Raw genomic sequence first — 26,302 nt, 5'->3', positions numbered from 1 at the left:
CCAGGTGGCTGCCAAAGGTGTGGAAAGACTGCTCAACGTCATCATGACGATCGGGTCGCGCCGTCGGATCGACCGCGCGAAGCTCTTCGCCGTGATTCCCGACTACGCGGGCGCGGCGTCCGACCAGGCCGCCGAGCGCATGTTCGAGCGCGACAAGGCCGCGATCCTCGAGCTCGGACTCCCGCTGGCCACCGAGCGCGACGTCCTCGACGAGAACACCGTCTACTACCGGATCGACGCGGGCACCTCGGATGCTGTGCTGGACCTCACCACCGAGGAGTACACGGTGCTGTTGGCCGCGAGCCGCGCCTGGGACGACGCCGCCGCCGGGGGAGCGGCCCGCCGCGTGCGCTCCAAACTGCTCAGCCTCGGACACGACGCCGACCCGGACCTGCTGCGCCGCACCCCGCGCGGAGCCGTGGAATCCCTGCCCGTGCTCTCCCCGCTGCTCGAGGCGGTCACCGCCGCCCGATCCGTGCGCTTCACCTATCGCGGCACCCAGGGCGTCCCGGCGGAGCGTCACGTCGAGCCGTGGGTGGTGGGCGTCCACGAAGGGCACTGGTACATCCACGGCTGGGACCTCGATCGTTCGGCGCCGCGCCTGTTCCGCGCCTCGCGCATCGAGTCCTTCCCCACCGCCGGGCCGCCAGCCGTGCAGGAGCGGCCGGAGCAGACCGATCTCGCCTCGGTGCTCGGGGCGATGCACGAGAGCGACGACCAGGCCCGAGCCGTCGTCGCGGCGGCCCCCTTCAAGGCCCTCGCCCTGCGCGATCGCGCCGGTGCCCCCTTGGATGCCGAGCGCCTCGAGCTGCCGCCGCTGCCCCGGCCCGCCGCGCGCCGCCTGGTGCTCGCCGACGTCCGCTGGGGCGAGCTGCTCGAGCCGGCCACCTGGCGCGCCGAGCTGGCCGAGGTCCTCACCGCCATCGCCGATGTGCACGAGGACGAGGGCGACCTGGCCGGCGTCGAGGCCGCCGCCGTGCGCCCGGAGCCCCGGATCCGCACCACCCCGACCGGCGCCGACACCCTCTCGCGGCTGATCTCCGAGGCGTCCTATGTGATGGAGCGCGGCGAGGTCGATCTCGCCGAGCTCTCCGCCGCGCTCGGCGTCTCCACGACGCAGCTGATCACCGATCTGCAGGTTCTGTTCGTCTGCGGCGACATGGGAACCGGCTGGGAGGACCTGATCGAGGCCGAGTGGGAGCACGGCACCGTGCGGGTGCGCAATGCCGAGCCGCTGCGCCGGGCGCTGCGGCTCAGCGCCGTGGAGATCACCGCCCTGCTGGCCGGACTCGCCGCCCTCGAGCCGTCGGCCGGGGAGGCGGAGGCGATCGTGGCCAGCGCCCGACGGAAGCTGCTGGCCGGCGCCGACTGTGGATCCGAGGGTCCGCCGGCACCGCCCACCCGGGACGAGCTGGCCGAGGCCGCCTCCGTGGACGAGATGGCCTCACGCACCGCCGACCGCGCCGAGTCGGTCCTGACCGCCGTCCACCGGGCGCTGCGCGCCGACGACGACGGGGACGCCTCGCGCCTGACCATCCGCTATTCCTCGACGGATCGGCCGGGCACCAGCGTCCGGCGGATCCGTCCGCTGCGGATCGATACCGACGGCACCCGGTCCTACCTGCTGGCCGACTGCGAGCTCGCCGGGGCCCAGCGCCGCTTCCGCCTGGACCGGATCGTCGAGATCCTGCCCCCGGGCACGCCGCAGGAACGGGCCGGGACCGGTGCGGGGCCGACGCTGGACGGCCTGGTCGACGGGCAGGTGTGGCTGCGTCTGGACCCCCCGGGCCGGTGGGTCGCGGAGTCCTTCGATGCGGACCAGCTGCGCGACGGCGCCGACGGCTCGACCTTCGCCCGGGTGGACTCCCCGGTGCGTGCGGCGCTCGTGGACGCCGTCCTCGAATCCGCCGGGGCCGTCGAGGTGCTCTCCCCGCGTGAGCTGAGAGACACGATCGTGACCGTGGCCCGCGTCGCAGGCACACGTCACACCCAGGCCTAGCCGTTACTCTGGTAGCACCCGCCGCGCGGTGGGCCGAGCCGTCCCCTGTGCGGTCCGTCAAGCGCCCCGTCCGCTGTGGGATGATGTGCGCGCCCGTGCAAGATCGCGGCGCTTCTGAAAGGTAATTCCATGAGTTTCTTCCGTAGCCCCTGGCCGATCGTCATCCTGATCGTGCTGGTGATCCTGCTGTTCGGGGCGAACAAGCTTCCCGGGCTCGCCCGCAACATGGGCAAGTCCATGCGGGTGTTCAAGAGCGAGGTCGACGAGCTTCGCGGCGACGAGGGCGAGGAGGAGGAGGACGAGGAGCCCCGCTCCCGCTCCTCCCGCGACCGCGACGAGCGCCGCTCGCGCGATGACCGCGACGACCGCCGCTCGCGGGATGATCGCGACGACCGCGACGACCGTCGCTCCCGCGATGAGCGCGATGACCGCCGTGCGCGGGACGAGCGCGAGTACGACCCCCGCGACGAGGACGAGCCCGAGAGCGTCCGTCACCGCGAGGACGGCGACTCCTACCGTCGCGACTGAGCAGCCGGTCGGACAGCGAGGGAAGGGGCTCGTGCGGGTGACCGCCCGGGCCCGGAGCACGGGGAGGAAGCACATCCGTGGCGAGTGATACGCAGGGGCGCGGTCGCACCAGGAAGCACCGTTCGGCGAAGGACCCCGAAGGGCGCATGGCCCTGGGGGAGCACCTCGTCGAGCTGCGCAACCGCCTGATGATCAGCGCGGCGACCGTGATCGTGCTCGCGATCGTCGGCTGGTTCGTCTTCCCCTGGGTGTTCGAGGCGCTCAAGCGGCCCTTCGCCCTCGCGTCCGCGCAGGGCATGAATGCCGAGCTCAACTTCCAGGGCGTCGGCACGGGTCTGAACGTGCGGCTGCAGATGGCCGCGTACGTGGGGCTGATCCTCTCCTCGCCGATGATCATGCTGCAGATCTGGCTGTTCGTCATGCCCGGGCTGCATCGCAACGAGCGCAAGTACGCGATCGGCTTCTTCGGGTCGGCGATCCCGCTGTTCTTCATCGGCTGCGCGGCCGGGTACTGGGCCGTCAACCAGCTGGTGCCGGTGCTGCTGAGCTTCACCCCGGAGTCCGAGGACGTCGCCCAGCTGATCAAGTACGACGAATACCTGGCGATGCTGGTCAAGACGATGCTGGCCTTCGGCATCGCCTTCGTGGTGCCGGTGGTCATGGTGCTGCTGAACTTCCTGGGGATCATCCGCGGGCGCACGATGCTCAAGGCCTGGCGCTGGATCATCTTCGTCAGCGTGCTGTTCACCGCCGTCATGGTGCCCACGCCCGAGCCGTTCACGCTGCTGGCGATGTCGGCCGTGATCGCGAGCCTGTTCTTCGCCGCGATCGTGATCGCCCTGATCCACGACAAGCGCCATGGCGTCGGGAAGGACGACGATCTCGACGACGACGAGGTCGAAGCCATCGACAAACCCTCCGACCTCGACGAGGACGACGAGGACGGACGGTGAGCAGGCTCCGGATCGGGCTGCTGGCGAATCCGACGGCGGCCCTCGGCACCGCGCACCGGGTGGGACGTCAGGTCCGGCACCTGCTGCGCCTGGCCGGCATCTCCGTGGTCGACCTCTCGGGCCCGTCGGCCCAGGTGGCCCGCGCGCGGGCGCTCGAGGTCCGCGAGACCCTGACCGCGCTGGTGGTCGTCGGGGGCGACGGGACCGTCGCCCTCGGCGCCGAGATCGTGGCCGACACGCCCGTGCGGCTGGGGATCGTGCCCGCCGGCAGCGGGAACGACTTCGCCCGCGCCCTCGGGCTGCCCCTGAACGACGCCGAGGAGTGCGTACGGATCCTGCTGCATGCCCTGTCCCGTCCGGTGGTCGCCATCGACGCGATCGAGATCGTCGGTACCGGAGAGCATGCGCTCCCGCACCGCTCGGTGGCCCTGGGCAACGTGAACCTCGGCTTCGACGCGCTGGTCAACGCCCGGGCGAACAGCGCCGGCCGCGTCCACACCCTGCGCTACACCACCGCCCTGCTGCGGGAGCTGCCCGCTTTCACGCCCTTCCCGTACTGGCTCGAGGTCGACGGCGGGGAGCGGATCGAGCTGGATGCGACCATGGTGACGCTCGCCAACTCCGGGATCTTCGGCGGTGGGATGCGCGTCGCGCCCGAGGCCCGGCTCGACGACGGCAGCCTCGAGCTGGTCACGCTCGAGAAGATCGGGCGCGCCGAGCTGCTGCGCTTCTTCCCGCGGGTCTTCCGCGGCACCCACACCTCCGTGGACGGCTTCGGCATCCGGCCCGTCCGGGAGATCTCGATCGGGCTGCGCCACGGGCGCGCCCTGCGCAGCTACGCCGACGGCGAGCCCCGCGCACTGCTGCCGATCACCGCCCGGCTCCTGCCGGGCGCGGTCCGGCTGCTGGCCGACGTCTCGGAAGGAGACTACCCGTGAGCTCGCCCTCGGAGCGCTACGCCGCCTGGCAGGCCGAGAAGTCCCTGGCCGCGTCCGAGCTCGGAACCTTCACCACCCGCTACGACTTCGCGCTGGACGACTTCCAGCTGGCCGGCTGCCGCGTCCTCGAAGCGGGCAGCTCCGTGCTGGTCGCTGCGCCGACGGGCGCCGGCAAGACCGTCGTCGGCGAGTTCGCCGTCCACCTCGCCCGCGCCCACGGCCGGAAGGTGTTCTACACCGCCCCGATCAAGGCGCTGTCGAACCAGAAGTTCACCGAGCTGGTGGACTGGCTCGGCCACGAGGCGGTGGGGCTGCTGACCGGCGACACCTCCATCCGGCCCGACGCCGACGTGGTGGTGATGACCACCGAGGTGCTGCGCAACATGCTCTATGCCGACTCTTCCCTGCTGGAAGGGCTCGGCTTCGTGGTCATGGATGAGGTCCACTACCTGGCCGACCGCATGCGCGGCCCGGTGTGGGAGGAGGTCATCATCCACCTCGACCCCTCCGTGCAGCTGGTCGCGCTCTCGGCGACGGTCTCGAACGCGGAGGAGTTCGGCGCCTGGCTGCAGGAGGTGCGCGGGGCGACCGAGATCGTGGTCTCCGAGACCCGCCCGGTGCCGCTGTGGCAGCACGTCGTGGTCGGGGAGGAGCTGATGGACCTCTTCGTCGACGACCACGGCGAGCCGGTCGTCTCCCACGGACCGGGGGTCCGCGGCACGCGGCACGTGAACCCGGAGATCGAGCGGGTCACCTCCTTCTCCCTGCCGGTGGACGAACGCTCCGGCCGCAGCCGCGGGCGCGCCCCCGCCGGCCGCAAGGGCACCAGCGGCCGGCACCGCCCGCGCGGCTCCGGCCGACACCGACCGCCGCACGCGCGGCACGGGAGCGATCGCGGCCGCGGAGCGTCCCGCGGCGGGGCCCTCGACGGCCCCCGCCCGCCGCGCCGACCCGAGCTGGTCCGGATGCTCGACGACGCCGCGCTACTGCCGGCGATCATGTTCATCTTCTCCCGGGCCGGCTGCGAGGGCGCGGTCCAGCAGTGCGCGCGGGTGCGGCTGCGTCTGACCGACGAGGACGAGCGCCGCGCGATCCGGGCCGTGCTCGACGATCGCCTGACCCCGATCGGGGTCGAGGACGAGGAGGTCCTGGGCATCGCGACGTTCCGCCGTGCGGTGCTCGACGGCTACGCCGCCCACCACGCCGGGATGCTCCCGCTGCTGAAGACCGTCGTCGAGGAGCTCTTCGCGAGCGGCCTGCTCAAGGTCGTCTTCGCCACCGAGACCCTGGCGCTCGGCATCAACATGCCGGCACGCTCCGTGGTGCTGGAGAAGCTGGTCAAGTTCAACGGGGTCGACCACGCCGACCTCACGCCCGGGGAGTACACGCAGCTCACCGGTCGGGCGGGACGGCGCGGCATCGACACCGAGGGGCACGCGGTCGTGGTGGCCGGGCCCCGCTTCGACGCCGACGCCGTCGGCTCGCTCGCCTCCCGGCGCACCTATCCGCTGCGCTCCGCCTTCCGGCCCACCCCGAACATGACCGTGAATCTGCTGGACCGCTTCGACCTCTCCCGGGCGCGGGAGACGCTGGAGACCAGCTTCGCCCAGTTCCAGGCGGACCGCTCCGTGGTGGGCCTCGCCCGCCGCGCCCGCGAGCTCGAGGACACGGCGGACTCCTACCGCGCGGCCGTCACCTGCGACCGCGGCGACCTGCTCGAGTACGCCGAGCTCCAGGAGCGGATCAGCGCGCGGGAGAAGTCGCTGTCCCAGGCCCGGGCCGCCGCCGATCGCGACCGCACCCGCACGATGCTCGGCGGGCTGCGGCGCGGCGAGGTGATCGCCGTGCCCGGCGGCAAGCGCCGCGGCTATGCCGTCGTGCTGGACGTGGACCGCGTCGTGCTCGGCGGACCGCAGGTCGAACTGCTGGACACGGAGGGACGCCGCCGCACGCTCCGCCCCGGGGACGTCCCGTCCTCCCCGGCCGTCATCGACACGCTGCGCCTGCCCCACCAGGACGCGCTCGGCAGCGGGAAGGTGCGCAAGGACACCGCCGCCGCGCTGCGCCAGCAGCTCTCCGGCCGTGACGATCCCCGGCGCGAGGTGCGTGCCCGCACGGAGCGCGCCCCGTCGACCGCCGCGAGCGACGAGCTGCTCCAGCAGCTGCGCCAGGAGCTGCGCGAGCACCCCTGCGCCGGCTGCCCGGAGTTGGAGTCCCATCTGCGCTGGGTGGGCCGCTGGCGCAAGGCCCGCACCGATCTCGAGGGCGTCCAGCGCCGCATCCAGGGCCGCACCAGCTCGCTGGCGCGACGGTTCGACCGCCTCGCCGATCTGCTGGTCGAGCTCGGCTATCTCGCCCGCCAGGACGAGGAGCTGGTCCCCACTCCCGGCGGCCTGCGGCTGCGCCGCCTGTTCAGCGACCGCGACCTGCTGATCGCGCAGTGCCTCGAGCACGGCGCCTGGGCGGGCCTGGACCCCCCGGGCCTGGCCGCCGTGGTCTCCGCCGCCGTCCACGAGACCCGTCGCGACGACCGGGCGCCCGAGATCATCGCGGACCCGGCGGTCGGCGCCGCGCTGGAGGCCACCGGTCATCTGGCCACCGAGCTGCAGGCGGCCGAGGCCCGCCACGGCATCGATCCGACCACGCCGCCCGATCCGGCGATCTCCGCGATCGTGCACCGCTGGGCCCGCGGCGTCCATCTGGCGGCCGCGCTGGACGGCAATGATCTGCCGCCCGGAGACTTCGTGCGCCACTGCCGTCAGGTCATCGACCTGCTCGATCAGCTCACGGCCGACGAGGAGCTGGGGGCCGTCGCCCGGGGGGCGGTGCGGGCCGTCCGCCGCGGCCTCGTCGCCCAGGAGATCGACCGATGAGCTTTCTCCCAGGCGCGCACGAGACCCTGGGGCACGTGAGAGAGAACGACACCGCCGCTCCGCCCGCTCAGCCCGCCCGACCCGTGCTGTACACGGGCATCGTGCTGTACAGCACCGAGGACCCCGAGGCCTCCGCGATGCTGGTCGCCGACGGGCTGATCGCCTGGACCGGCCCGGAGGACACCGCGCGGGTGATCCACGACGGCGCGGAGGTCGTCGACGCCATCGGGTGCCTGGTCACCCCCGGTTTCGTGGACGCCGCCGCCACGGTCGACGGCGCCGCTCCCGATCCCGACGAGGACACGGCGGCGGCCGCCCGCGGCATCGTGCTGCGTCTGCCCGGGCCGACGGGGGAGCGCGAGGGCGTGCGCGTGATCGACCCCGTCACCGAGAGCGAGGACTACCTCGACCTGCTCGCCGACGGCACCCCGCTGGCCTTCGGCTCCGGCGGCCGGGCGAGCAGCACCGATCCCTGGGACTGGGTGCGCGGAGCGACCCGTCGGCCCGAGCCCGACCAGCGGATCAGCGATCGGGCGGCGTACCTCGCCGCCACCCGCGGCGGTCAGCGCGTCGCCGGCCGACGCCACCCCGGCTCGCTGCGCACCGGGATCGAGGCGACCTTCGTGGTGTGGGAGCCCTGGGATCTCACCGTGCAGTCCCGGGCCGAGCGCGTCGAGGCCTGGTCGACCGACCCCCGTTCCCGCACCCCGCTGCTGCCCGATCTCGACCGGGGCACCCCTCGGGCGCTGCGCACCGTCGTCGACGGGGCAATCGTCCACGACCGGCTCGGGAGGACCCCCGCATGACGGCGACGACCCGGGCCGCCTCCACCCGGGCGGGCGCGCGGCGGGCACGCGACGAGTTCGATCCCACGCCGTGGCCCGCGGCCCTCGTGTGCGGCATCGCCGGAGGAGGCGCAGCCCTGCTCGCCTTCCCGCCGTACGGGATGTGGATGCTGCTGCCCGTCTCCCTGACCCTGCTCGGTGCCGGCCTGCTGGTGCGCAGCGTGTGGGTGGCGATCCTGGTGTCGCTGGCCTGGGGCGCGGCTTTCTTCATCCCGCTGACCGCCTGGGCGAACACCTATGCGGGCACGGCTCCGTGGGTGGCGCTGGGCGTGTTCGAGGCGCTCTACATCGTGCTGTTCGGTCTGCTGGCCCGCACGGTCATGCTCCGACGCGGACTGTGCCTGACCTCGGCCGTGGTGGTCTCGGCCCTCTGGGTCGGCGTCGAGACGCTGCGCAGCCACGTCCCCTGGGGCGGGCTGCCGTGGGGCGCCAGCGCCTTCGCCCTGGCCGATTCCCCGCTGCTGAACCTGGGCCCCTGGATCGGGATGGCCGGCCTCGCCTTCGTCGTCGCCCTCCTCGGCCAGCTCCTGCTGCACGGGGTGCTGTCCCTGCTGGGGCGCCGCCACCGCGGGCTGGTCGGCTTCGCCGGCGTGTGGCCGCTGGCCCTCGCGGTCGGCGCGATCCTGGCCACGATGGTCGTGCCTCATCCGCCCAATCCCGCTCCCCAGGACCGCGGCACGATGACCGTCGCCGGCATCCAGGGATCGATGGAGAAGATCGACCCGGCGACCATGACCATGCCCGACGACGTCTTCGAGAACCATCTCGCGGTCACCCGCGAGACCATCGAGCAGACCCGCGCCGAGGGCCGGCAGCTGGACCTGATCGTCTGGCCCGAGGACTCCACCGGCTACGACCCGCGCCAGGATCCCCGGATGTCGGACCAGATCGGCTCCGCCGCCGCCGACGCCGGCGCCCCCGTCCTGATCGGCACCCAGGCCGCGGTCGGCGAGACCCAGCGCCTGAACCAGTCCGTGCTGTTCGCGCCGGACGGCTCCACCCCCTACGTCTACTCCAAGCGGCACCCGGTGCCCTTCGGCGAGTACATCCCGTACCGGGACTTCTTCCGCACCCTCTCCGACAAGGTCGATCTGGTCCCGCGGGACATGATCGCCGGCGACGAGGTCGGGGTGATGGATCTCGAGGCGCTCGACCAGGGCCGGCACGGCGTCGGCGTGCTGATCTGCTTCGAGATCGCCTACGACAACCTGGTCGGCGACGTGGTGCGCGACGGGGCCGAGGTGGTCGTCGTGCAGTCCAACAACGCGCTGTTCGGCGATTCCCACGAGGCGATCCAGCAGCTGGCCGAGGCGAAGGTGATGGCCGTCGTCTCCGGTCGCAGCGTCGTGCACGTCTCCACGGTGGGCCACTCGGCGATCTTCACCCCGACCGGGCGCCGGCTCGACTTCGTCGACCACTGGGAGCAGGGCGCGGTCCTCGCCGACGTCCCGCTGCGCACCGGGATCACCCCGGCGGTCGCTGCCGGGCCCTGGATCGCCGTGGGGCTGTGCGCGCTGGGCCTGGTCGGGTTCCTCGCCGCGCTCACCGGGCGCCGCCGGGCGCTCGCCCCGCTGCCGAGCCGACGGGAGCGGAACCGATCATGAGACCGTCCACCGCCGCCCTGCCGCCCACGCTGATCGTCATCCCCACCTATGACGAGCGCGAGGCCCTGCCCGGCACCCTCGCGCGCCTGCGCGCTGCGGTCCCGGACGTCCATGTGCTCGTCGTGGATGATTCCTCGCCGGACGGCACGGGGGAGTGGGCCGACCAGGTCGCCGCCCGCGACGATCACGTCCACGTCCTCCACCGCGCCGGCAAGGAGGGACTCGGCCCGGCCTACCTGGCCGGTTTCGCCTGGGGGCTCGAGCACGGCTACGAGCAGCTGGGGGAGATGGACGCCGACGCCTCCCACCGTCCCGAACAGCTGCCCGGACTCCTGGAGGCCGTGCGGCGCGGCGCCGACCTCGCGATCGGCTCGCGGTGGGTGCGCGGCGGGCGGGTGCACGACTGGCCGGTCTCCCGCCTGCTCCTGTCCCGCGCGGCGAACGCCTACGTGCGTGCGCTGCTGGGACTCGGGGTGCGGGACGCGACGGCGGGATTCCGCCTCTTCCGCGCCGAGCTGCTGGAGCAGCTGCTCGCCGCCGACATCGCCTCCCAGGGGTACTGCTTCCAGGTGGACATGACCCGGCGGGCCCGCGCCCACGACGCCGTGATCGCGGAGGTCCCGATCGATTTCGACGAGCGGACCGAGGGGGTCAGCAAGATGTCCCCCCGGATCGTGGCCGAGGCCCTGGTGCTGGTCACGCTCTGGGGACTCTCACGCGGCGCCCAGCGGATCCTCCGGCGCCTGGGTTAGTCTGCCGACATGAGCACAGCACCCGGCACCGCTGGCCGTCCCGACCGTTCCCGCTGGGGCACGTTGCTGCCGATCGCGATCGTGGTGGTCGGCCTGGTGGAGCTGGCGATCCTGGTGCTGATCGGGATGAACACCAGCTTGTGGTGGTCGGTGCTGATCATCGCGGTGGGCTGGGTGATCGGCATCGCCCTGCTGGTGACCGCAGGCCAGCAGTCCTTCGTGCGGATGCGGTCCCTGATGCGCGCCGTCCGCGGCCGCGGCGACGTCCAGGACCATCTCTCGCGCCCGGCCTTCACCGTGCTCTCGGCTCTGTTCTTCTTCTTCCCGGGTGTGCTGACCGACCTGGTCGGGCTCATCCTGCTGCTGACCCCCGTCCAGCGCCGCTCGGTCAAGGCCATGGGGCTGGGCAGCGGCTCCGAGGGCGCCCGTCGGGTGCTGTACCGCCGTTCCGGCAGCGGAGTGATCGACGGGGAGATCATCCTCGACGCCCAGAAGCCGGAGGACCGCGGCGACGGCTCGGAGGGGCGCGGTACCACCCCGCCCACGATCGAGCAGGACTGAACGATCACCCAGGACTGAGCGATCACCCAGGACTGAGCGAGCGCCGGACCTCGACACAGCAGCGCCCCCGTCCCACCGTGCGGTGGAGCGGGGGCGCCGGCGCATCTCGCGGGGCGTGCTCAGAGGTTGCGGCGCTGGTGCAGCCGACCGGAGCGCAGCAGAGCCAGGCGCTGGTCGAGGAGGACCTGGAGATCCTCTTCGCTGCGACGCTCCAGGAGCATGTCCCAGTGGGTGCGCACCGGCTTGCCGGGCTTCGCCTCGGGCCGCTCGTGGTCGCGCAGCAGCGCGGAGGCACCGCAACGGCACTCCCAGACGGCGGGCACGTCGGCCTCGACCGAGAAGGGGAGGACGATCGTGTGGCCGTTGGGGCAGTCGTAGACCGCCTCCTGGCGCGGTGCGGCGAGGACGCCTTCGTCGGTCTCCATGGAGAGGGAGCCCAGTCGGGTGCCTCTCAGGCTGCGGCTGCTCATGCGGTTCTCGCTTCCTGCCGGATGGTGGGCGGACGGGGTCCCGCCCGGTGAGGTCTCAAGGGTGGCAACGCCCGCGGGATCCGATCTGTTCCCGAGGCGGGGTGCTCACGCGGCGTCGAGCAGCTCGCAGAGCAGATCGACCCGATTGGTGATGATACCATCCACGCCCGTGACCAGGAGCTCCCGCATGGTCACGGGATCATCGACCGTCCACACGTGCACCTCGCAGCCCGCCCGGTGCGCCGCGGCGACGTTCGCCGCGGTCACGATCGGATAGTCCTGGTAGGTCATGGGGACCTGGAGGGCGCCGTAGGGGGCGAGGAGCCGCCCGATCACGGCATCGGGTGCCTCGACGGCGCGGGCGGCGAGGAACGAGGCCATCACGCCGCGGGCAGCGCTGCGCACCGGGAGGATGCCCGTGGCCGCCTGCACGGTGCGGACCGTCCGACGGACCACCGTCCCGTCGAACCCGGCGATGCAGACCCGGTCCGCGCTGCGCGTGCGGGCGATCGCCGCGACGGCCGGGCCGATGGCGGAGGGCGCCTTGACGTCGATGTTGACCGGGACGTCGCGGAAGGTGTCCAGCACGTCCTCCAGCATCGCGAGCGGTTCGTCGCCCGCCAGGCGGACGGCCCCGGCCTCGGCGGCGGTCAGCTCGTCGATGCGGCGCGGATCGCCCGCGATCCGCTGGAGGTCCTCGTCGTGGACGGCGAGGGCGAGCCCGTCGGCGGTGGCGCGGGTATCGGTCTCCAGCACGTCCGCACCGGCATCCACGGCGGCCTGGAAGGCGCCCAGGGTGTTCTCGGCGACGTCCAGGGCGAGACCGCGGTGGGCGATCCGGCGTGGTCGGGGGCCCGGCAGGAATCGGCTCGCAGGTGCGCTGCGCCGGTCAGTGGCCCGGGTGGTCGATGAGGGCATCTTCTTCCTCCTCGTCGCGGCCCCGGCGTCGGCTGTGGGCCTGCCGCTGGGGACGGTGGTCGGTGGTGCGGCGCGGGCGGGTCCCCGCAGGGTCGGCGTCGGCGTCGGCGTCCTCGGCATCGAGATCCTGGATCGCGCGCCGGGTGCGGTAGATCAGAGCGCCCGGGAAGAACAGGGCGAAGACCCACCACTGCACCGAATAGGACAGGTGGGGCCCGAGCGACGTGTCGGGATCGGGCAGCTCGGCCGGTCGCGGGGAGGACGGATCCTCCGTGACGAGGTCGCCGTAGGCGTGGCGGATCATCTCTCCGCCGGTGGCGGGCAGCAGGCCCTCGATCTGGGGCGGGTTCACCGAGTGCACCTGGCCCTCGGGGATCTCCCGGTCGAGCACGGGCTCGGCGGGTCGCAGCCGCACGGTCAGGCCCAGCTCACCCTCGGGCACGGGGGCGGGGTCGGCCGGGGCGGAACGCTGCCCCTGGGAGGTCACCCAGCCACGATTGACCAGCAGGGTGGAGCCGTCGTCGGTGGTGAACGGGACCAGCTGCCAGAAGCCGACATCACCGCCGAGCTGCCGATTGCGCACGTACAGCACGCAGCCGGGGTCGGTGCAGTAGCTGCCCTGGAGCTCGACCGGCGTCCACTCCTGGGTGGCGGGCAGCGGTGCGTCGGGCGTCTGCAGCACCTCGGCCATCGGGACCGGCGGGGCGGAGTAGTTGGCCTCGATGGTCGCAGCCGCATCGCGCTTGCCCTCGAAGCGGCCGAACTGCCAGAAGCCCAGCGCGACGCAGATCGCCGAGGCCAGCAGGACGAGCAGGAGCCCCAGCAGCGTCTCGCGGCTGAGCAGGACGCGACGACGGGCGGAACGTCGAGTCATCCGGCATCCGGCTCCGCGAGCACGGTCCCAGGATCGACGGCGGGGGCGAGCAGGGTGCTCGGGGCCCCGGAGAGCACGCCGGGCAGGTCCTCGATCGCGAAGTCGACCAGGAAGACGAACATCACGGCGGTCAGCGCGGCGAGCAGGAATCCCGCCACGGTCACGGAGATGGTGACGCCGAGGCGCAGCCGGGGTCGGTTCGGGACCGGTTTCGCCGCCGGGAAGCCATAGTCCTCGTCCTCGAGGTGGTTGTGCGTCCACATCCCGGGGTTGATGACCGCGACCGGGTAGGTCTGAACCCGCCGTCGGGGACGCGCGCCGCTGGCGGGGACGTCCTCCGAGTGCTGCAGCGGGGCCTGCCCGCGACCGAGCGGCGCCTCCGGGATCCACAGGTGCCACCCCGCCGGGACCCGCCCCCACGAGGCGTGGGGGCGGAAGTCCTCCGGCGGGGTCCAGCCCTCACGAGGCGGCTCCGGCCAGTTCGGCGGGGGGTTGAAACGCCCACTCACGCAGGGACGTCCCACTTGTACACATCGGTGTAGTTGTCGTAGACCAGCGTGTTTCCGCCGGACTTCTCCAGGTCGAACAGCTGGGTGATCGTGTAGGTCTCACCCTTCTGGAACGGATATGAGGAGTCGTAGTCCATCCCCGAGTTCGCCAGGCCGAAGGTCTCTGACGAGGAATCGACATCGCCGCCGTAGGGCGTGACGACGTTGAAGTAGAACGACGGGAATTCCATCGTCCCCTCGGTCACGGTCACCTGCGAGGTCACCACGAGGTAGTTGCCGTTCTTCGGCTCCTCGACCGTGCCGCCGTAGGTGCTCGGCAGATCCTCGGCGGACGCCCACGTCATGTCCACCGCGACGGTTCCCGCACCGTTCTCGCTGACGACGTCCTTCGAGACGGCGGAGTCGCTGACCGTGGGCAGCTCCGTGGTCGGATCGGGCGACTGCGGCTCCTCGCCCTCCTCCTCGGTGGTCGTCTCCTCCTCGGACGCCGACTCCTGCTCGGACGCCGACTCCTCCTGGCTGGTGGTGCTCGAGCCATCGCCCTCGGCGGTGGCATCACCGCCGCGGGTGAAGAGGAAGATCCCGATGGCCGCGACGATGATGGCCGCCACGAGGAACAGGACGATGCATCCGACCCACCAGAACCGCGCGATCGCACTCTTCTTCGGCGGTTCGCCCTGACCGGTGCTCGCGGTCCACCCGGAGTCGGTGCCGGGGCTCTGCCCGTAGCCGGGGGAGGCCGGGTAGTCCGACGCGGATCCCTGCCCATAGCCCGGGGCCGCAGAATCCTGCCCGTACCCGGGAGCCGGCGAACCCTGCCCATAGCCCGGGGCCGCAGGATCCTGCCCGTACCCGGGAGCCGGCGATGCCTGCCCGTACCCGGGTGATGCCTGGCCGTACTCCGGGGCCGGGGTCCCCTGCCCGTAACCCGCATCCGGCTGCGCTGCGCCGGCATCGCCGTACGGATCGCCCGCAGCGGGCTCGACCGGCTCGGCGGACTCGTAGGGTGCCTGCTGCGCCAGCCCGGCCTCGAGGTCGGGCCCCTGATACTCGGCGGTCTCGCTCGCGCCGTCCGCAGGAGCGTCGGGGGCGCCGGGCGCCTGCGACACGTCACCGGCGACATGGGTCCTGTCGCCGTCGCCGTCGTCGGGCCCCGCCGCCGCGGCACCGGCTCCGGCCGCCGCCCCGAGGCCGACGCCCGCCGCTGCGGCGCCCGTCGTGTGATCGGAGGGATCGGACTCCTCGGGTGCCTGCTCGATGCTCGAGGGCGGCTGCTCGCCGGCCGCGGGCTCGCCGGCGGGGCCTGCCTCACGGTGGCCCTCGACCTCGGAGCCGTCGTTCGGCGGCTGCTCCGTCGAGGACTCCTCGACGGGCTCGAGCCCCTGCTGCGGCAACGGCTGTGCGGCACCCTGGCCGGCCTGGTCCGTCGGGACCCGTCGCGTCGCATCGTCCTGGACGGGCTCTGCGGGCTCCACCGGCTGCTGATCGACGGGCTGCTGCTGCGCGGGTGCGGCCGATTCCGGCGCCGGTGCCGGCTCGTCGGCCTCGACCCAGAAGTTCCAGCCCTCCGGAGCGGGGCCCCATGCCGGATCCGGCTGCCAGCCGGGATGCGGCGTCCAATCCGGGTCCTCGATCGGCCAGTTCGGCGGAGGATTGAAGCGGTATGCCATCTGCGTAGTACCTTCCCAGGGCTGACGTTCGAGGGCGGGTTTCCCCCAAGATTCCCGACACGGTCTCGCCCCGTATCGTAGAGCACACGGGTCACCCGGTGCCGTACCCGACGTCCCGTGATCCACCCACCGTCCCCACCCCGAGGAGCCCAGATGTCCGACGCCACCCCCGAGCCGCGCAGTGTCCTGATCACCGGAGGCAACCGCGGGATCGGTCGCTCCATCGCCGAGGAGTTCCTCCGTCGCGGCGACAAGGTGACCGTGACCAGCCGCTCCGGCGAGGGCGGCCCCGAGGGAGCGCTGACCGTCGCGGCCGACGTCACCGACGGCGAGAGCCTCGACGCCGCGATCAAGGCCGCCGAGGCGGAGCACGGCCCGATCGAGGTGCTGATCGCCAATGCCGGCATCACCGACGACCAGCTGCTGATGCGGATGAGCGACGACGCCTTCGAGTCCGTCCTGGACACGAACCTCACCGGGACCTTCCGCACCGTCAAGCGGGTCATCAGGTCCATGATCCGCAAGAAGAAGGGACGCATCGTCCTGATCAGCTCGGTGGTCGGCCTGTACGGCTCTCCGGGACAGGTCAACTATGCGGCCTCGAAGTCGGGTCTGATCGGCTTCGCCCGCGCCCTGACGCGTGAACTCGGCTCGCGCGGCATCACGGCGAACGTCCTCGCACCCGGCTACATCGACACCGAGATGACCCAGTCCCTGTCCGAGGACCTGCAGGCGACCTACCTGAAGGCCATCCCGGCAGGGCGCTTCGCCGACCCCGACGAGGTCGCCCGGGTGGCGGCCTTTCTCGCCGGGGACGATGCGGCCTACGTCTCCGGCGCCGTGATCCCCGTCGACGGCGGCCTGGGCATGGGACACTGAGCGCGATCACGGATCGACCCGAGGCCCCCGAACGAAGGCGTGAACGCACCGAGATGTCTCCCCCCGACCCCGACAGCCGTCTGCTCCTGCTGATGCGTCACGGCAAGGCGGACAGCGGCTCCGGACAGCCGGACCACGAGCGTCCGCTCGCCGATCGCGGTGCGACCCAGGCGCAGCTGGTGGGGGAGTACCTCGCCTCCCAGAACGTCCGCCCGGCGCGGGTCCTGGTCTCGGACGCGCTGCGCACCACCCAGACCTGGGAGGCTGTGGCCGCGGCGATGCCCGACCTCGACGGCACCGTCACCTTCGACGAGGACATCTACAGCGGCGGGGCCGGCGAGGTCCTGGCCCTGCTGCGCGAGGTGGACGACGCCGACGCGGTGGTGATGGTCGTCGGCCACGAGCCCACGATGTCCTCGCTGGCCTCCCTGCTCGCCGACGAGGAGTCCGACGCGGGCTCCGTCGCCCAGGCCCGTCTGGGCATGCCCACCGGCGGGATGGGCGTCCTGTCGGGCTCCCTCGCGCACTGGTCGGAGCTGGACGAGGACGCGCTGAGGATGCACACCATCGTGCGCCCCTGACGCCTCAGCGGACCGCGGCCGCCTCCAGATGGGGCCACGCCGCCAGCAGCGACTCGCCGTCGAGGACCACGTCGGCGACCTCGCGCAGGGCAGGTTTGGCGCGGTAGGCGATACCGGTGCCCGCGGCCCGCAGCATCTCCCGATCGTTCGCGCCGTCACCCATCGCGACGATCCTCGCCGTCGGCACGCCGTAGGTCGCGGCGTACTCCGTCAGCGCGCGCCGCTTGGCCGCGCCGTCGATGATCGGCCCCGAGACCCGGCCGGTCAGCCGTCCGCCCGAGATCTCGAAGCGGTTGGCGAGGACATGATCGACGCCCGCTTCCGCGGCCAGCTCGTCGATCACCTCGTGGAAGCCGCCGGAGACCAGCGCGACCACCCAGCCGTCGGCCGTCGCTCGTCGCACCAGCTCGAGCACGCCGGGCGTCGGCACCAGCGCGGCACGGACCTCGGCGAGGACCGATTCGTCCAACCCCTCCAGCAGCGCCACCCGGGCGCGCAGCGACTGGGCGAAGTCGAGCTCGCCGCTCATCGCCGCGGTCGTGATCTCCTCCACCCGATCGCGGACGCCGGCGTGCTCCGCGACCAGCTCGATGACCTCCTGGGTCAGGAAGGTGGAGTCGACATCGGAGACCAGCAGCCCGGTGACCGCCGGGCCGTGCTCGATGGCCGCGCTCACGGCTCGATGACCGTGCCCTTGCCGATCACCGTGATGCCGGACCCCGTGACGACCCATCCGCGCGCGCGATCCTCCTCCGGGTCCAGCCCGATCTGGGTGCGCGGCGGGACGACGACGTTCTTGTCGATGATCGCGCGGTGGATCTGGCTGTGGCGGCCGACGGAGACGCCGTCCATGATCACCGCTTCGGAGATCGTCGACCACGAGTTCAGCCGGGCTCCCGGGGAGACGACGGAGGTGGCGACCTGGGCACCGGAGACCACGACGCCGGGCGAGATGATGGAGTCGACGGCCGCGCCGACACGACCTCCGGGACCGGCGTGGACGAATTTCGCCGGCGGGACGTTGCGGTTGCCGGTGTAGGTGGGCCATTCCTCGTTGTAGAGGTTGAACACGGGGTGGATCGCGATGAGATCCATGTGCGCGTCGAAGAAGGCGTCCAGGGTGCCGACGTCACGCCAGTAGTCCCGGTCGCGGTCGGTGGATCCGGGCACGTCGTTGTGGATGAAGTCGTAGACGGCGGCGTCCTGCTGCGCCACGAAGGACGGCACGATGTCGCCGCCCATGTCGTGCTTGGACGAGTCGTCCTCGGCGTCGCGGGTCACGGCGTCGACCAGGGCGTCCGCCGTGAAGATGTAGTTGCCCATCGAAGCCAGGATCGAGGTGGGATCGTCCGCCAGCCCCTCGGTCACCGTCGGCTTCTCGACGAAGGCCTTGATGGTGGTGGGGTCCGACGAATCGGTCTCGATGACCCCGAACTGGTCGGACATCTCGATCGGCTGCCGGATCGCCGCGACGGTGCACGACTTCCCGGATTCGATGTGGGCGTCCAGCATCTGCGAGAAGTCCATGCGGTAGATGTTGTCGGCGCCGACCACCACCACGTAGTCGGGCTTCTCCTCGTGGATCAGGTTCAGCGACTGGGCGATCGCGTCGGCGGAGCCGCGGAACCAGTGCTTGCCCATGCGCTGCTGCGCCGGGACGGGGGCGACGTAGTTGCCCAGCAGAGAGCTCATCCGCCACGTCTGGGCGATGTGCTTGTCCAGCGAGTGGGACTTGTACTGCGTCAGGACGACCACCCGCAGGTAGCCGGAGTTGACGATGTTCGACAGGGCGAAATCGATGAGGCGGTAGATGCCGCCGAACGGCACCGCGGGTTTGGCCCGGTCGAGGGTGAGCGGCATCAGCCGCTTCCCCTCACCGCCGGCGAGGACGATGGCGAGGACCTTTTTGGACGACATGGTGCGAGGATAGTCCAGAAGTGGCCCCCATCACGGCACAACAGTTCTTGTGGACGGACAAAAGAAGGAGGAGAGCACCATGCGCGTGGATCTGCTCACCAAGGAGTACCCGCCGGAGGTCTACGGAGGTGCCGGTGTGCACGTCGCCGAGCTGACGCGCGTGCTGCGTCCGCACATCGACGTGCAGGTGCGGGCCTTCGGCGCCGAGCGGGAGGAGGCCGGCACCTTCTCGTACTCCGCCCCGGCGGAGCTCGAGGGCACCAACGCGGCGCTCAGCACGCTGGGCACCGACCTGCTGATCGCGGCGGACTGCGCCGGGGCGGACCTGATCCACTCCCACACCTGGTACGCGAACTTCGCCGGTCACATGGCCTCGTTGCTGCACGGGGTCCCGCACGTGCTCTCGGCGCACTCGCTGGAGCCGCTGCGACCCTGGAAGGCGGAGCAGCTCGGGGGCGGGTACCGCGTCAGCTCCTTCGCCGAGCGCACCGCCTACGAGGGGGCAGCCGGCGTGATCGCCGTCTCCGGCGGCATGCGCGAGGACATCCTGCGCGCCTATCCCTCGGTCGACCCCGCGATGGTGCACGTGGTCCACAACGGCATCGACATCGACCAGTGGGCGCCGAACCCCGAGACCTCGGCGCTGACCTCCCGCGGCATCGACCCCGAGGCCCCCACGATCGTGTTCGTCGGCCGCATCACGCGCCAGAAGGGCCTGCCGTACTTCCTGCGCGCCGTCCGCGACCTGCCGGCCGACTACCAGGTGGTGCTGTGCGCCGGAGCGCCGGACACCGCCGAGATCGCCCAGGAGGTGAACACCCTCGTGGACGAGCTGCACGCACGACGCGGGAACGTCCATCTCATCACCGAGATGCTGCCTCGCCACGAGCTCACCCAGATCCTCACCCACGCCACCACCTTCGCGTGCCCGAGCGTGTACGAGCCGCTGGGGATCGTGAACCTCGAGGCGATGGCCTGCGGCATCCCGGTGGTCGCCTCCGCCACCGGCGGGATCCCCGAGGTCGTGGCCGACGGGGAGACCGGCTACCTCGTCCCGATCGAGCAGGTCTCCGACGGCACCGGCATCCCGGTCGACCCGGAGAAGTTCATCGCGGACACGCGGGATGCGCTGGTGCGGATGGTCTCGGATCCCGAGCGCGCGAAGCAGATGGGCGAGGCCTCCCGCCGCCGCGCGGCCGAGCACTTCTCCTGGACCTCGATCGCCGAGCGCACCCTGGACGTCTACCGCACGGTGATCGCGCAGCGCGCCTGACCGACCCAGCCTGATCAGTCCGACTCGCCGGCGATCCGCTCGACCGCCTCGACCAGGGCGGCGCGGGCGGCGTCGTGGAGCTCGTCCAGCAGGCCTCGTCGGGCCAGGGCCTCCGCGAGATGGATCGTCTGCGCATGCCCCTCGTCGATCTCGGAGCGGGTCAGCAGCAGGGTGCGGGCGGCGAGCACCAGCAGGTGGGCGGCGCCGGCGTCGACGTGGCGAGGAAGCGCCGTGGAGATCCAGGTGGGCGGGATCCGGGCCGATTCGACCGGCTCGTCGGGCACCAGGTCCAGGTCGATGCTGCCGTCGGCGACCCGGCGCAGGACGCGCAGCAGCTCCTCGCGGGCGCTGCCGGAGGTCGCCGCCGGCGGCACGTGGGTGCCCAGCGGGGCGTCGAAACGCTCCCAGCCGACGGCGGTCATCCCGCCGCTGGGGTGATCGATCCGGGACAGGACGGGAACCAGGGTGTGGTCGGCGATCCCGGCGGCGGTCACCACGATCGCCTGCTCCGCCTCCAGAGCCGCCGGCAGCGCCGCCGGCGGGCCGACCAGGCCGGCGATCCGTCCCGGCACCGGCAGCACCAGGCGCAGCTGCGCCAGCGGCAGACGACGCAGCGCGGTCATCCACGCGAACAGGTCCTCGCCCTCGCCGCTGGGTCCGCTGCGGCCGACGCCGTGGCTCATCTCCGCGGCGTCGTCGGGCCCGAGGTCGCCGCGGAAGTAGGCGGCGGTCCACAGCATCAGCACCGCGGCCCGGGGGAGGGCGACCAGGTCGCGTCCGGCGGCGGCCTCGCTCATGCGGCCTCCTCGCGAGCGGCGACGAACACGGCCCGGCGGTGTGCGGGGTCGACGGATTCGAGCCTCACCCGGACCACGTCCCCCGGCCAGGCGTCCATCGGGACCCATGCCGTCACGGGCGGATCGGTCAGCTGGACCTCGACCCGCGTCGGGGCCCCGTCGCCGTCGTCGGGCCCGGTGGCCTCACGGCGCTCGATCACCGTCGCCGTGAAGGTCTCGCCCTCCCAGGTCGCCAGGGCCGCAGTCTCCACCAGGTCGAGCGCAAGACGTTCGAGGGCCCCCGCCCGGGCGCCGGTGGCCCGCATCGCCTCGGGGATCTCGCCGAGGGCGGCCAGCAGCTGAGGTGCGGGGCGCTGCCCCTGGGCGTGGGCATGGCACACCAGCAGCACGAAGCGGTCCACGAGCCGGCGCAGCGGTGCCGTGGTGTGGGCATAGGGGGCGGCGATCGCGGCCTGGGCCGGATCCTCCGGCACCTCCTGCGGGCTCGTGAAGGCCGCATAGGAGGCACCGCGGAACAGAGAGGTGGCGTGGTTGAGCAGGGCGAGATGGGCGGGTTCGTGCCAGTCCAGCTCGCGCAGGAACGCGCCGTAGGCCCGGCCGGCCGGCCACGGGATGCCGAGCACCTCGGCCTGCCGACGGAACCGGTCGATCACCTGCTGATCGGCCGGGGGCAGCGTGCGCAGGATCCCGGCGCCGGATGCCAGCATGAGGTCGGCGGCGGCCATTCCCGTCATCAGGGAGATCTGCGCGTTGGCGTCCTCGATCGGCATGGGTCGGCGCCAGCTCAGCCGCACCAGGCCCCCGTCGGCCACCACCTCCTGCTCGGGCACGTTCAGGCTCGCCCCGCCCCGGGCGATCTCGTGCTCCGCGCGCAGAGAGCCGATCTCCTGCAGCAGCACCATCATCGGATGCCCCTCGCCGTGGTCGAGGTCGGCCTGGACCTGGTCGTAGGCGAGCTTCTCCACCGAGCGGACGCGGGAGCGCTCGAGGTCGATCGTGCGGACCGCGCCGGTGGCATCCAGCTCGAGGGTCCAGACGAAAGCGGGGGTGGTCTGCTCGGGCAGCAGGGAGGCGACGCCCTCGGAGAGGGAGGCCGGATGCAGCGGGATCCGCCGGTCGGGCAGGTAGAGGGTCTCCCCGCGTCTGCGTGCCTCCCGATCCAGCGCGCTGTCCAGCCCCACGAACCAGGGGACGTCGGCGATCGCGTACTGGACGCGATACCCGTCCTCCATGCGCTCGAGGTGCATTGCCTGGTCGAGATCGGTGGAGGTCGCCGGATCCAGGGTCACGAAGGGGACCTCGGTGCGGTCCGTGCGATCGGCGGTGGCGAACTCGCGGGCGGCGGCGAGCTCGGCCTCCATCAGCGCCTCGGCGGGGAACTCGAGAGGCACGTCCTGCGCCTCCTCGGCCAGCAGGGCGTCGATGCCTTCCCGGATCACGTCGGCCGCGACGGACCCGCGCGGAGCATGCAGGGAGACAGGACGGCGGGGCACGGCGACCTCCTCGGCAGCGGCTTCGAGCCCGTCCAGTCTAGGGCGGGCCGCGGTCCCGGGTGAGCGCCCGGGAACGATAGGCTCGACCCATGTCCGTCGCAGCAGCCACCCTGACCGATGTCGTCGTCCGCCGCAGCGGGCAGAGCATTCTCGATGCCGTCTCCCTGGAGATCTCCGAGGGCGAGCGCTGGGCGGTGCTCGGCCCGAACGGAGCCGGGAAGTCGACGCTGGTGCGGCTGCTGGCCGCTCGGATGCATCCCACCTCCGGCACCGTCGACATCATCGGCGAACGGCTCGGCAGGGTCGACATCTTCGAGCTGCGCCCGATGATCGGCCTGGCCAGCCAGGAGCTCGCCGAGACCATCCCGGCCGAGGAGACCGCCGAGAACGTCGTGGTCACCGCCGGGTACGGCGTCGTCGGCCGCTGGCGCGAGGAGTACGACGAGCTCGACCTCGACCGCGCGCGGACCCTGCTGGCAGCCTTCGGCGTCGGCGACCTCGCCACCCGCATGTTCGCCACCCTGTCCACCGGGGAGCGCAAGCGCGTGCTCGCCGCCCGCGCGCTGATGACCGACCCCGAGCTGCTGCTGCTGGACGAGCCGGCCGCCGGGCTCGACCTCGGCGGGCGCGAGTCGCTGGTGCGGACCCTGGGCCGTCTGGCGAAGGACCCCGCGACGCCCGTGACCGTGCTGGTCACCCACCACGTCGAGGAGATCCCGCCGGGCTACACCCACGTGGCCCTGCTGCGCGAGGGCGGGGTCGTCGCCGCCGGCCCGATCGAGGAGACCCTCACCTCCCAGAACCTCACCACCACCTTCGGGCTGCCGCTCGTGGTCGAGCAGCGCGGCGACCGCTACACCGCCCGCTCGCTGTCGCTGAGCTGACCCGCCGGTGGAGCACGACCCCGCATCGGGACGGCCGCACCGGATCATCGAGATCACCGACCTCGCGGATCCCGCCCTCGACGACTACCTGCGCATGACCGATGTGCGGCTGCGCTCGCGCGTCGAGGTCGAGCGAGGCCTGTTCATGGCCGAGAGCTACGAGGTGATCTCCCGGGCGATCGAGGCCGGGATGGCCCCGCGCTCCTTCCTCATGAGCGAGAAGTGGCTGGAGAAGTTCGCGCCGCTGTACTCGCGCTTCCCCGACGTGCCGGTGTACGTGGGGGAGGAGCCGCTCATCGAGCAGCTGACGGGCTTCCGCCTGCACCGCGGGGCGCTCGCGGCGATGCAGCGACCGGTGCTTCCCGAGGTGGCGGAGGTGCTGCGCACCGCCCGCACCGTGGCGGTGATCGAGGACATCGTCGACCACACGAACGTGGGCGCCATGTTCCGCTCCGCGGCGGCGCTCGGCGTCGACGCCGTGCTGGTGACCCCGCAGTGCGCGGACCCGCTCTACCGCCGCTCGATCCGGGTCTCGATGGGCACGGTGTTCCAGGTGCCCTGGACGCGCCTGGAGGCCTGGCCGTCCGGCGGCGTGGACCTGCTGCACGAGGCGGGTTTCGACGTGCTCGCCCTCGCCCTCACCGACGGCGCCGTCCCGTTGGACCGGATCGACCTGGGGCCGGACCGCAAGGTCGCCGTCGTCCTCGGCGCAGAGGGCCACGGCCTGAAGCCGGCCACGTTGCGGGCGGTCGATGAGCACGTCGTGATCCCCATGGCCGGGGGCGTGGACTCCTTGAACGTGGCCGCGGCCAGCGCCGTCGTGTTCTGGCAGCGCCGGGCGGCACTCACGGCGTCCGACGCGCCAGCAGACTGACCGCATTCGGGAGTCGCCCGTCCCAGGCCGCGGCCGGGGGTGCGTCGTCGGGCCGCCAGAACGGATCGGGGTGCTCGGCCAGGTGCAGCAGGTCGAATCCGGCCCCCACCACCGTCATCACCATCTCGGCGAGGGTGCGCTGATGCTCGGTCGCTCCGCGGGCCGGGAAGGTGTCGTTGACATGGGTGTCGGCGAAGTAGCTGCGATCCGGCCGAACCCGCGCCTCGTCAGCGTCCCATGCCCACAGCGGCACCAGCGGATGCCCCTCGTAGACGAACAGATGTCCGCCGGACCGCAGCAGCCGGTGCATCTCCTGTGCCCAGGCATCGAGGTCCGCCATCCAGCTCAGCGCGCCCTTGCCCGTGTAGACGAGGTCGGCCACGGCATCGTCGAGTCCGGTCACCGGCAGCTCCGTGATCAGGTATCGGCATGGTGCATCGAGGTCGTCCGCGCGGCGCTGCGCGGCGGATACCGCCGTCGGGCTGTAGTCGAGGCCGAGCACGCTGCGGGCGCCGAGCCGCACCAGGGCATGGTCGTCCAGGCCGTGCCCGCTCTGGGGGTGCAGGACCTGGGCGCCCTCGATCAGCGGCGCGAGGAGCTCCTCCTCGATCGGCAGCAGCCGCGCGATGCGGGCCTGCTCGAGGTGCTCCGCGTACTCCCGCACGTGCTTGGACGACGCCTCGTCCCACGCGCGTCGAGTCTCGTCGTAGGTGCTCATCGTGCGAGGTCCACACGGTCGGGTCAGAGCGTGATCTGCAGCTTCACATCCGTCGGCCGCCCCTCGAGGAAGCGCTCGAAGGCCTGCACGGAGTTGTCGAAGGTGAAGGTCTCCGAGACGAACCGGCTGAGGTCGATGGCGTCGGTGGCGGCGAGGTCGATGGCCTTCTGGTACACGTTCGCATAGCGGAAGACCGTCTCCAGGGAGACGCCGCGGCTCTGCGCGGTGGCGATGTCGAAGGGCACCGGATCCACGGGCATGCCGACCAGGACGATCCGGCCTCCGGGGGCGGGCAGGGACCAGAGGCTCTTGTACGCGGGGGCGGCACCGGTGGCCTCGAAGACCACCTGCGGACCCCAGCCGCCGGTCTCGGCGCGGACGCGCTCACCCAGGTCCTCCTTCGTGGCGTCGACCGGGACGATGCCCTCGAGACCGTCGAGCAGGGCGAGCTTCTCCGGAAGCACATCGCTGATGTAGACGGTGCTGGCGCCTCCGGCTCGGGCCGCGAGGGCGGTCATGATGCCGATAGTTCCGGAGCCGACGACGGCGGCGACGTCACCGGGGGAGATGCCGGCCTTGGTGGCGGCGAACATGCCCACGGAGAAGGGCTCGATGAGCGCTCCTTCGGCGAAGCTGAGGCTGTCGGGGAGCTTGTAGGTGTACGCGGCGGGGTGGATGACCTCGTCGGTCAGGCAGCCGTCGACGGGCGGGGTGGCCCAGAAGCGGACACCGGGGTCGACGTTGTAGTTGCCTTCCTTCACGGCCTGGGAGGTGGGGTCCGGGACGCCCGGCTCCATGGCGACGCGGTCACCGGGGGAGAGGTCGGAGACGCCCTCACCGACCTCGACGACCGTTCCTGCGCCCTCGTGCCCGAGCACCATCGGCTCCTCGACCACGAACGGACCGATCTTCCCGTCGGTCCAGTAATGCACGTCCGAGGCGCAGATCCCGACGGTGTGCATGGCGACGCGAACCTGACCGGGCCCGGGGGAGCCGACGGGCTCGACCTCCTCGATGGCCATCCGGTTCTTCTCCTGCAGCACCAGTGCACGCATGGGTCATTCCTTCCGAGGCGATGTGTCCGAGACCTCATCATCGCAGGTGTGCAGGGCCAGGAGTCCGGCCGTTCCGGGGTGTGGGTCGATTCAGGAGCGCGGGGCAACCGGTGGGCCTGCGGCGTCGGCGGGTCGGAATGCCCCACCAAGGGCGCCAGATTCGTCATCGAGAACGACGTTCGAAACACCTTCGCGCCCACAAACCGTTCCGAACGTCACTCTCGATGCACCGCGATCCGACCTCGACCCCAGTGCCCGATCGCCCCACCTCTTGCAGCGCCCGAGGCGCCCGGCATCCGCCCCTGAACCATCACTCCGTCACCTGTCACACCCCTGC

The 26,302-nt window shown here is 72.1% G+C and carries 25 protein-coding genes; 14 read left to right on the top strand and 11 right to left on the bottom strand.

Features of this window, described 5'->3' with window-relative positions; translation table 11 throughout:
- Positions 1-4: 4 nt before the first annotated feature.
- From JOF44_RS01900 to JOF44_RS01860, 9 genes are all read left to right on the top strand, one after another.
- On the top strand, positions 5-1,999 hold the full coding sequence (locus tag JOF44_RS01900) for a WYL domain-containing transcriptional regulator (protein WP_342591638.1): 1,995 nt from the start codon (positions 5-7) through the stop codon (positions 1,997-1,999).
- A 129-nt stretch (positions 2,000-2,128) separates the two neighbouring features.
- Complete coding sequence (gene tatA, locus JOF44_RS01895) at positions 2,129-2,527, top strand: Sec-independent protein translocase subunit TatA (protein ID WP_209886659.1); 399 nt, start codon at positions 2,129-2,131, stop codon at positions 2,525-2,527.
- A gap of 77 nt (positions 2,528-2,604) precedes the next feature.
- Complete coding sequence (gene tatC / locus JOF44_RS01890; protein WP_342591637.1) at positions 2,605-3,480, top strand: twin-arginine translocase subunit TatC; 876 nt, start codon at positions 2,605-2,607, stop codon at positions 3,478-3,480.
- Positions 3,477-4,418, top strand: coding sequence for a diacylglycerol/lipid kinase family protein (locus JOF44_RS01885; RefSeq protein ID WP_209886656.1), 942 nt, complete (start codon positions 3,477-3,479; stop codon positions 4,416-4,418). Before tatC ends, JOF44_RS01885 begins: the two co-directional genes overlap by 4 nt.
- Positions 4,415-7,291: a DEAD/DEAH box helicase gene (locus JOF44_RS01880; protein WP_209886653.1), complete on the top strand. Its 2,877-nt coding sequence runs from the start codon at positions 4,415-4,417 to the stop codon at positions 7,289-7,291. Before JOF44_RS01885 ends, JOF44_RS01880 begins: the two co-directional genes overlap by 4 nt.
- On the top strand, positions 7,288-8,097 hold the full coding sequence (locus JOF44_RS01875; RefSeq protein WP_209886650.1) for an amidohydrolase family protein: 810 nt from the start codon (positions 7,288-7,290) through the stop codon (positions 8,095-8,097). Before JOF44_RS01880 ends, JOF44_RS01875 begins: the two co-directional genes overlap by 4 nt.
- Positions 8,094-9,740 carry an apolipoprotein N-acyltransferase gene (lnt, locus tag JOF44_RS01870; protein ID WP_209886647.1) on the top strand — a complete coding sequence of 549 codons (1,647 nt, stop codon included), beginning with the start codon at positions 8,094-8,096 and terminating at the stop codon, positions 9,738-9,740. The genes JOF44_RS01875 and lnt overlap by 4 nt, the downstream gene beginning before the upstream one ends.
- Positions 9,737-10,492, top strand: a complete 756-nt coding sequence (locus JOF44_RS01865) for a polyprenol monophosphomannose synthase (protein WP_209886644.1) — start codon at positions 9,737-9,739, stop codon at positions 10,490-10,492. Before lnt ends, JOF44_RS01865 begins: the two co-directional genes overlap by 4 nt.
- 9 nt (positions 10,493-10,501) lie before the next feature.
- Positions 10,502-11,053: an FxsA family protein gene (locus tag JOF44_RS01860; protein WP_209886641.1), complete on the top strand. Its 552-nt coding sequence runs from the start codon at positions 10,502-10,504 to the stop codon at positions 11,051-11,053.
- 119 nt (positions 11,054-11,172) lie between these two features.
- On the opposite strand, the gene JOF44_RS01855 is transcribed toward JOF44_RS01860, so the two are convergent.
- The 5 genes from JOF44_RS01855 to JOF44_RS01835 form a co-directional block, all read right to left on the bottom strand.
- Positions 11,173-11,523, bottom strand: coding sequence for an RNA polymerase-binding protein RbpA (locus tag JOF44_RS01855; RefSeq protein WP_209886638.1), 351 nt, complete (start codon positions 11,521-11,523; stop codon positions 11,173-11,175).
- A gap of 105 nt (positions 11,524-11,628) precedes the next feature.
- The gene (locus tag JOF44_RS01850) at positions 11,629-12,441 is read right to left on the bottom strand and encodes a glycerophosphodiester phosphodiesterase family protein (RefSeq protein WP_209886636.1); all 813 of its coding nucleotides are present in this window, start codon (positions 12,439-12,441) and stop codon (positions 11,629-11,631) included.
- Positions 12,413-13,315, bottom strand: a complete 903-nt coding sequence (locus JOF44_RS01845; RefSeq protein ID WP_209886633.1) for an SURF1 family cytochrome oxidase biogenesis protein — start codon at positions 13,313-13,315, stop codon at positions 12,413-12,415. Before JOF44_RS01845 ends, JOF44_RS01850 begins: the two co-directional genes overlap by 29 nt.
- The gene (locus JOF44_RS01840; RefSeq protein ID WP_245348817.1) at positions 13,312-13,824 is read right to left on the bottom strand and encodes a hypothetical protein; all 513 of its coding nucleotides are present in this window, start codon (positions 13,822-13,824) and stop codon (positions 13,312-13,314) included. Before JOF44_RS01840 ends, JOF44_RS01845 begins: the two co-directional genes overlap by 4 nt.
- On the bottom strand, positions 13,821-15,494 hold the full coding sequence (locus JOF44_RS01835; protein ID WP_209896274.1) for a hypothetical protein: 1,674 nt from the start codon (positions 15,492-15,494) through the stop codon (positions 13,821-13,823). Before JOF44_RS01835 ends, JOF44_RS01840 begins: the two co-directional genes overlap by 4 nt.
- 153 nt (positions 15,495-15,647) lie before the next feature.
- Between JOF44_RS01835 and JOF44_RS01830 the strand changes: the two genes are divergently transcribed.
- On the top strand, positions 15,648-16,373 hold the full coding sequence (locus JOF44_RS01830) for a beta-ketoacyl-ACP reductase (RefSeq protein WP_209886630.1): 726 nt from the start codon (positions 15,648-15,650) through the stop codon (positions 16,371-16,373).
- 53 nt (positions 16,374-16,426) lie between these two features.
- Complete coding sequence (locus JOF44_RS01825; RefSeq protein WP_209886627.1) at positions 16,427-16,954, top strand: SixA phosphatase family protein; 528 nt, start codon at positions 16,427-16,429, stop codon at positions 16,952-16,954.
- A 4-nt stretch (positions 16,955-16,958) separates the two neighbouring features.
- Here the strand turns inward: JOF44_RS01825 and serB are convergent, their stop codons facing one another.
- Positions 16,959-17,630: a phosphoserine phosphatase SerB gene (gene serB, locus JOF44_RS01820; protein WP_342591636.1), complete on the bottom strand. Its 672-nt coding sequence runs from the start codon at positions 17,628-17,630 to the stop codon at positions 16,959-16,961.
- Positions 17,627-18,871, bottom strand: a complete 1,245-nt coding sequence (gene glgC / locus JOF44_RS01815; RefSeq protein WP_209886622.1) for a glucose-1-phosphate adenylyltransferase — start codon at positions 18,869-18,871, stop codon at positions 17,627-17,629. Before glgC ends, serB begins: the two co-directional genes overlap by 4 nt.
- Before the next feature lie 79 nt (positions 18,872-18,950).
- On the opposite strand from glgC, the gene glgA reads away from it, so the two are divergent.
- A complete protein-coding gene (gene glgA / locus JOF44_RS01810) occupies positions 18,951-20,144 on the top strand; it encodes a glycogen synthase (protein ID WP_209886619.1) in 1,194 nt (397 codons plus the stop codon).
- Between the two features lie 14 nt (positions 20,145-20,158).
- Here the strand turns inward: glgA and JOF44_RS01805 are convergent, their stop codons facing one another.
- Positions 20,159-20,941 carry a hypothetical protein gene (locus JOF44_RS01805; RefSeq protein WP_209886616.1) on the bottom strand — a complete coding sequence of 261 codons (783 nt, stop codon included), beginning with the start codon at positions 20,939-20,941 and terminating at the stop codon, positions 20,159-20,161.
- Positions 20,938-22,434 carry an RNB domain-containing ribonuclease gene (locus JOF44_RS01800; protein ID WP_209886613.1) on the bottom strand — a complete coding sequence of 499 codons (1,497 nt, stop codon included), beginning with the start codon at positions 22,432-22,434 and terminating at the stop codon, positions 20,938-20,940. The genes JOF44_RS01805 and JOF44_RS01800 overlap by 4 nt, the downstream gene beginning before the upstream one ends.
- 89 nt (positions 22,435-22,523) lie before the next feature.
- On the opposite strand from JOF44_RS01800, the gene JOF44_RS01795 reads away from it, so the two are divergent.
- Together JOF44_RS01795 and JOF44_RS01790 are read left to right on the top strand one after the other, a co-directional pair.
- Entirely contained in the window at positions 22,524-23,318 is a 795-nt protein-coding gene (locus JOF44_RS01795) for an ABC transporter ATP-binding protein (protein ID WP_209886610.1), read from the top strand.
- Between the two features lie 94 nt (positions 23,319-23,412).
- On the top strand, positions 23,413-24,192 hold the full coding sequence (locus JOF44_RS01790) for a TrmH family RNA methyltransferase (RefSeq protein ID WP_209895602.1): 780 nt from the start codon (positions 23,413-23,415) through the stop codon (positions 24,190-24,192).
- On the opposite strand, the gene JOF44_RS01785 is transcribed toward JOF44_RS01790, so the two are convergent.
- On the bottom strand, positions 24,164-24,910 hold the full coding sequence (locus tag JOF44_RS01785) for a class I SAM-dependent methyltransferase (RefSeq protein ID WP_209886606.1): 747 nt from the start codon (positions 24,908-24,910) through the stop codon (positions 24,164-24,166). The genes JOF44_RS01790 and JOF44_RS01785 overlap by 29 nt on opposite strands.
- Before the next feature lie 23 nt (positions 24,911-24,933).
- Complete coding sequence (locus JOF44_RS01780; protein WP_209886602.1) at positions 24,934-25,965, bottom strand: NAD(P)-dependent alcohol dehydrogenase; 1,032 nt, start codon at positions 25,963-25,965, stop codon at positions 24,934-24,936.
- Positions 25,966-26,302: the final 337 nt, after the last annotated feature.

The sequence above is a fragment of the Brachybacterium fresconis genome (assembly GCF_017876515.1).
Taxonomy (GTDB): domain Bacteria; phylum Actinomycetota; class Actinomycetes; order Actinomycetales; family Dermabacteraceae; genus Brachybacterium; species Brachybacterium fresconis.
The sequence above is the reverse complement of the archived record's forward strand: the minus strand, read 5'-3'. Positions and strand labels throughout refer to the sequence as shown.

Excerpts from the sequence above, each read along its gene's own strand:
- glgC (WP_209886622.1), bottom strand. The coding sequence starts at position 18,871 with ATGTCGTCCAAAAAGGTCCTCGCCATCGTCCTCGCCGGCGGTGAGGGG.
- JOF44_RS01790 (WP_209895602.1), top strand. The coding sequence starts at position 23,413 with ATGACCGATGTGCGGCTGCGCTCGCGCGTCGAGGTCGAGCGAGGCCTG.
- JOF44_RS01860 (WP_209886641.1), top strand. The coding sequence starts at position 10,502 with ATGAGCACAGCACCCGGCACCGCTGGCCGTCCCGACCGTTCCCGCTGG.
- JOF44_RS01795 (WP_209886610.1), top strand. The coding sequence starts at position 22,524 with ATGTCCGTCGCAGCAGCCACCCTGACCGATGTCGTCGTCCGCCGCAGC.
- JOF44_RS01785 (WP_209886606.1), bottom strand. The coding sequence starts at position 24,910 with ATGAGCACCTACGACGAGACTCGACGCGCGTGGGACGAGGCGTCGTCC.
- JOF44_RS01825 (WP_209886627.1), top strand. The coding sequence starts at position 16,427 with ATGTCTCCCCCCGACCCCGACAGCCGTCTGCTCCTGCTGATGCGTCAC.
- JOF44_RS01835 (WP_209896274.1), bottom strand. The coding sequence starts at position 15,494 with ATGGCATACCGCTTCAATCCTCCGCCGAACTGGCCGATCGAGGACCCG.
- glgA (WP_209886619.1), top strand. The coding sequence starts at position 18,951 with ATGCGCGTGGATCTGCTCACCAAGGAGTACCCGCCGGAGGTCTACGGA.
- JOF44_RS01855 (WP_209886638.1), bottom strand. The coding sequence starts at position 11,523 with ATGAGCAGCCGCAGCCTGAGAGGCACCCGACTGGGCTCCCTCTCCATG.
- JOF44_RS01865 (WP_209886644.1), top strand. The coding sequence starts at position 9,737 with ATGAGACCGTCCACCGCCGCCCTGCCGCCCACGCTGATCGTCATCCCC.
- JOF44_RS01845 (WP_209886633.1), bottom strand. The coding sequence starts at position 13,315 with ATGACTCGACGTTCCGCCCGTCGTCGCGTCCTGCTCAGCCGCGAGACG.
- JOF44_RS01780 (WP_209886602.1), bottom strand. The coding sequence starts at position 25,965 with ATGCGTGCACTGGTGCTGCAGGAGAAGAACCGGATGGCCATCGAGGAG.
- JOF44_RS01830 (WP_209886630.1), top strand. The coding sequence starts at position 15,648 with ATGTCCGACGCCACCCCCGAGCCGCGCAGTGTCCTGATCACCGGAGGC.
- JOF44_RS01850 (WP_209886636.1), bottom strand. The coding sequence starts at position 12,441 with ATGCCCTCATCGACCACCCGGGCCACTGACCGGCGCAGCGCACCTGCG.
- tatA (WP_209886659.1), top strand. The coding sequence starts at position 2,129 with ATGAGTTTCTTCCGTAGCCCCTGGCCGATCGTCATCCTGATCGTGCTG.
- JOF44_RS01805 (WP_209886616.1), bottom strand. The coding sequence starts at position 20,941 with ATGAGCGAGGCCGCCGCCGGACGCGACCTGGTCGCCCTCCCCCGGGCC.
- JOF44_RS01875 (WP_209886650.1), top strand. The coding sequence starts at position 7,288 with ATGAGCTTTCTCCCAGGCGCGCACGAGACCCTGGGGCACGTGAGAGAG.
- lnt (WP_209886647.1), top strand. The coding sequence starts at position 8,094 with ATGACGGCGACGACCCGGGCCGCCTCCACCCGGGCGGGCGCGCGGCGG.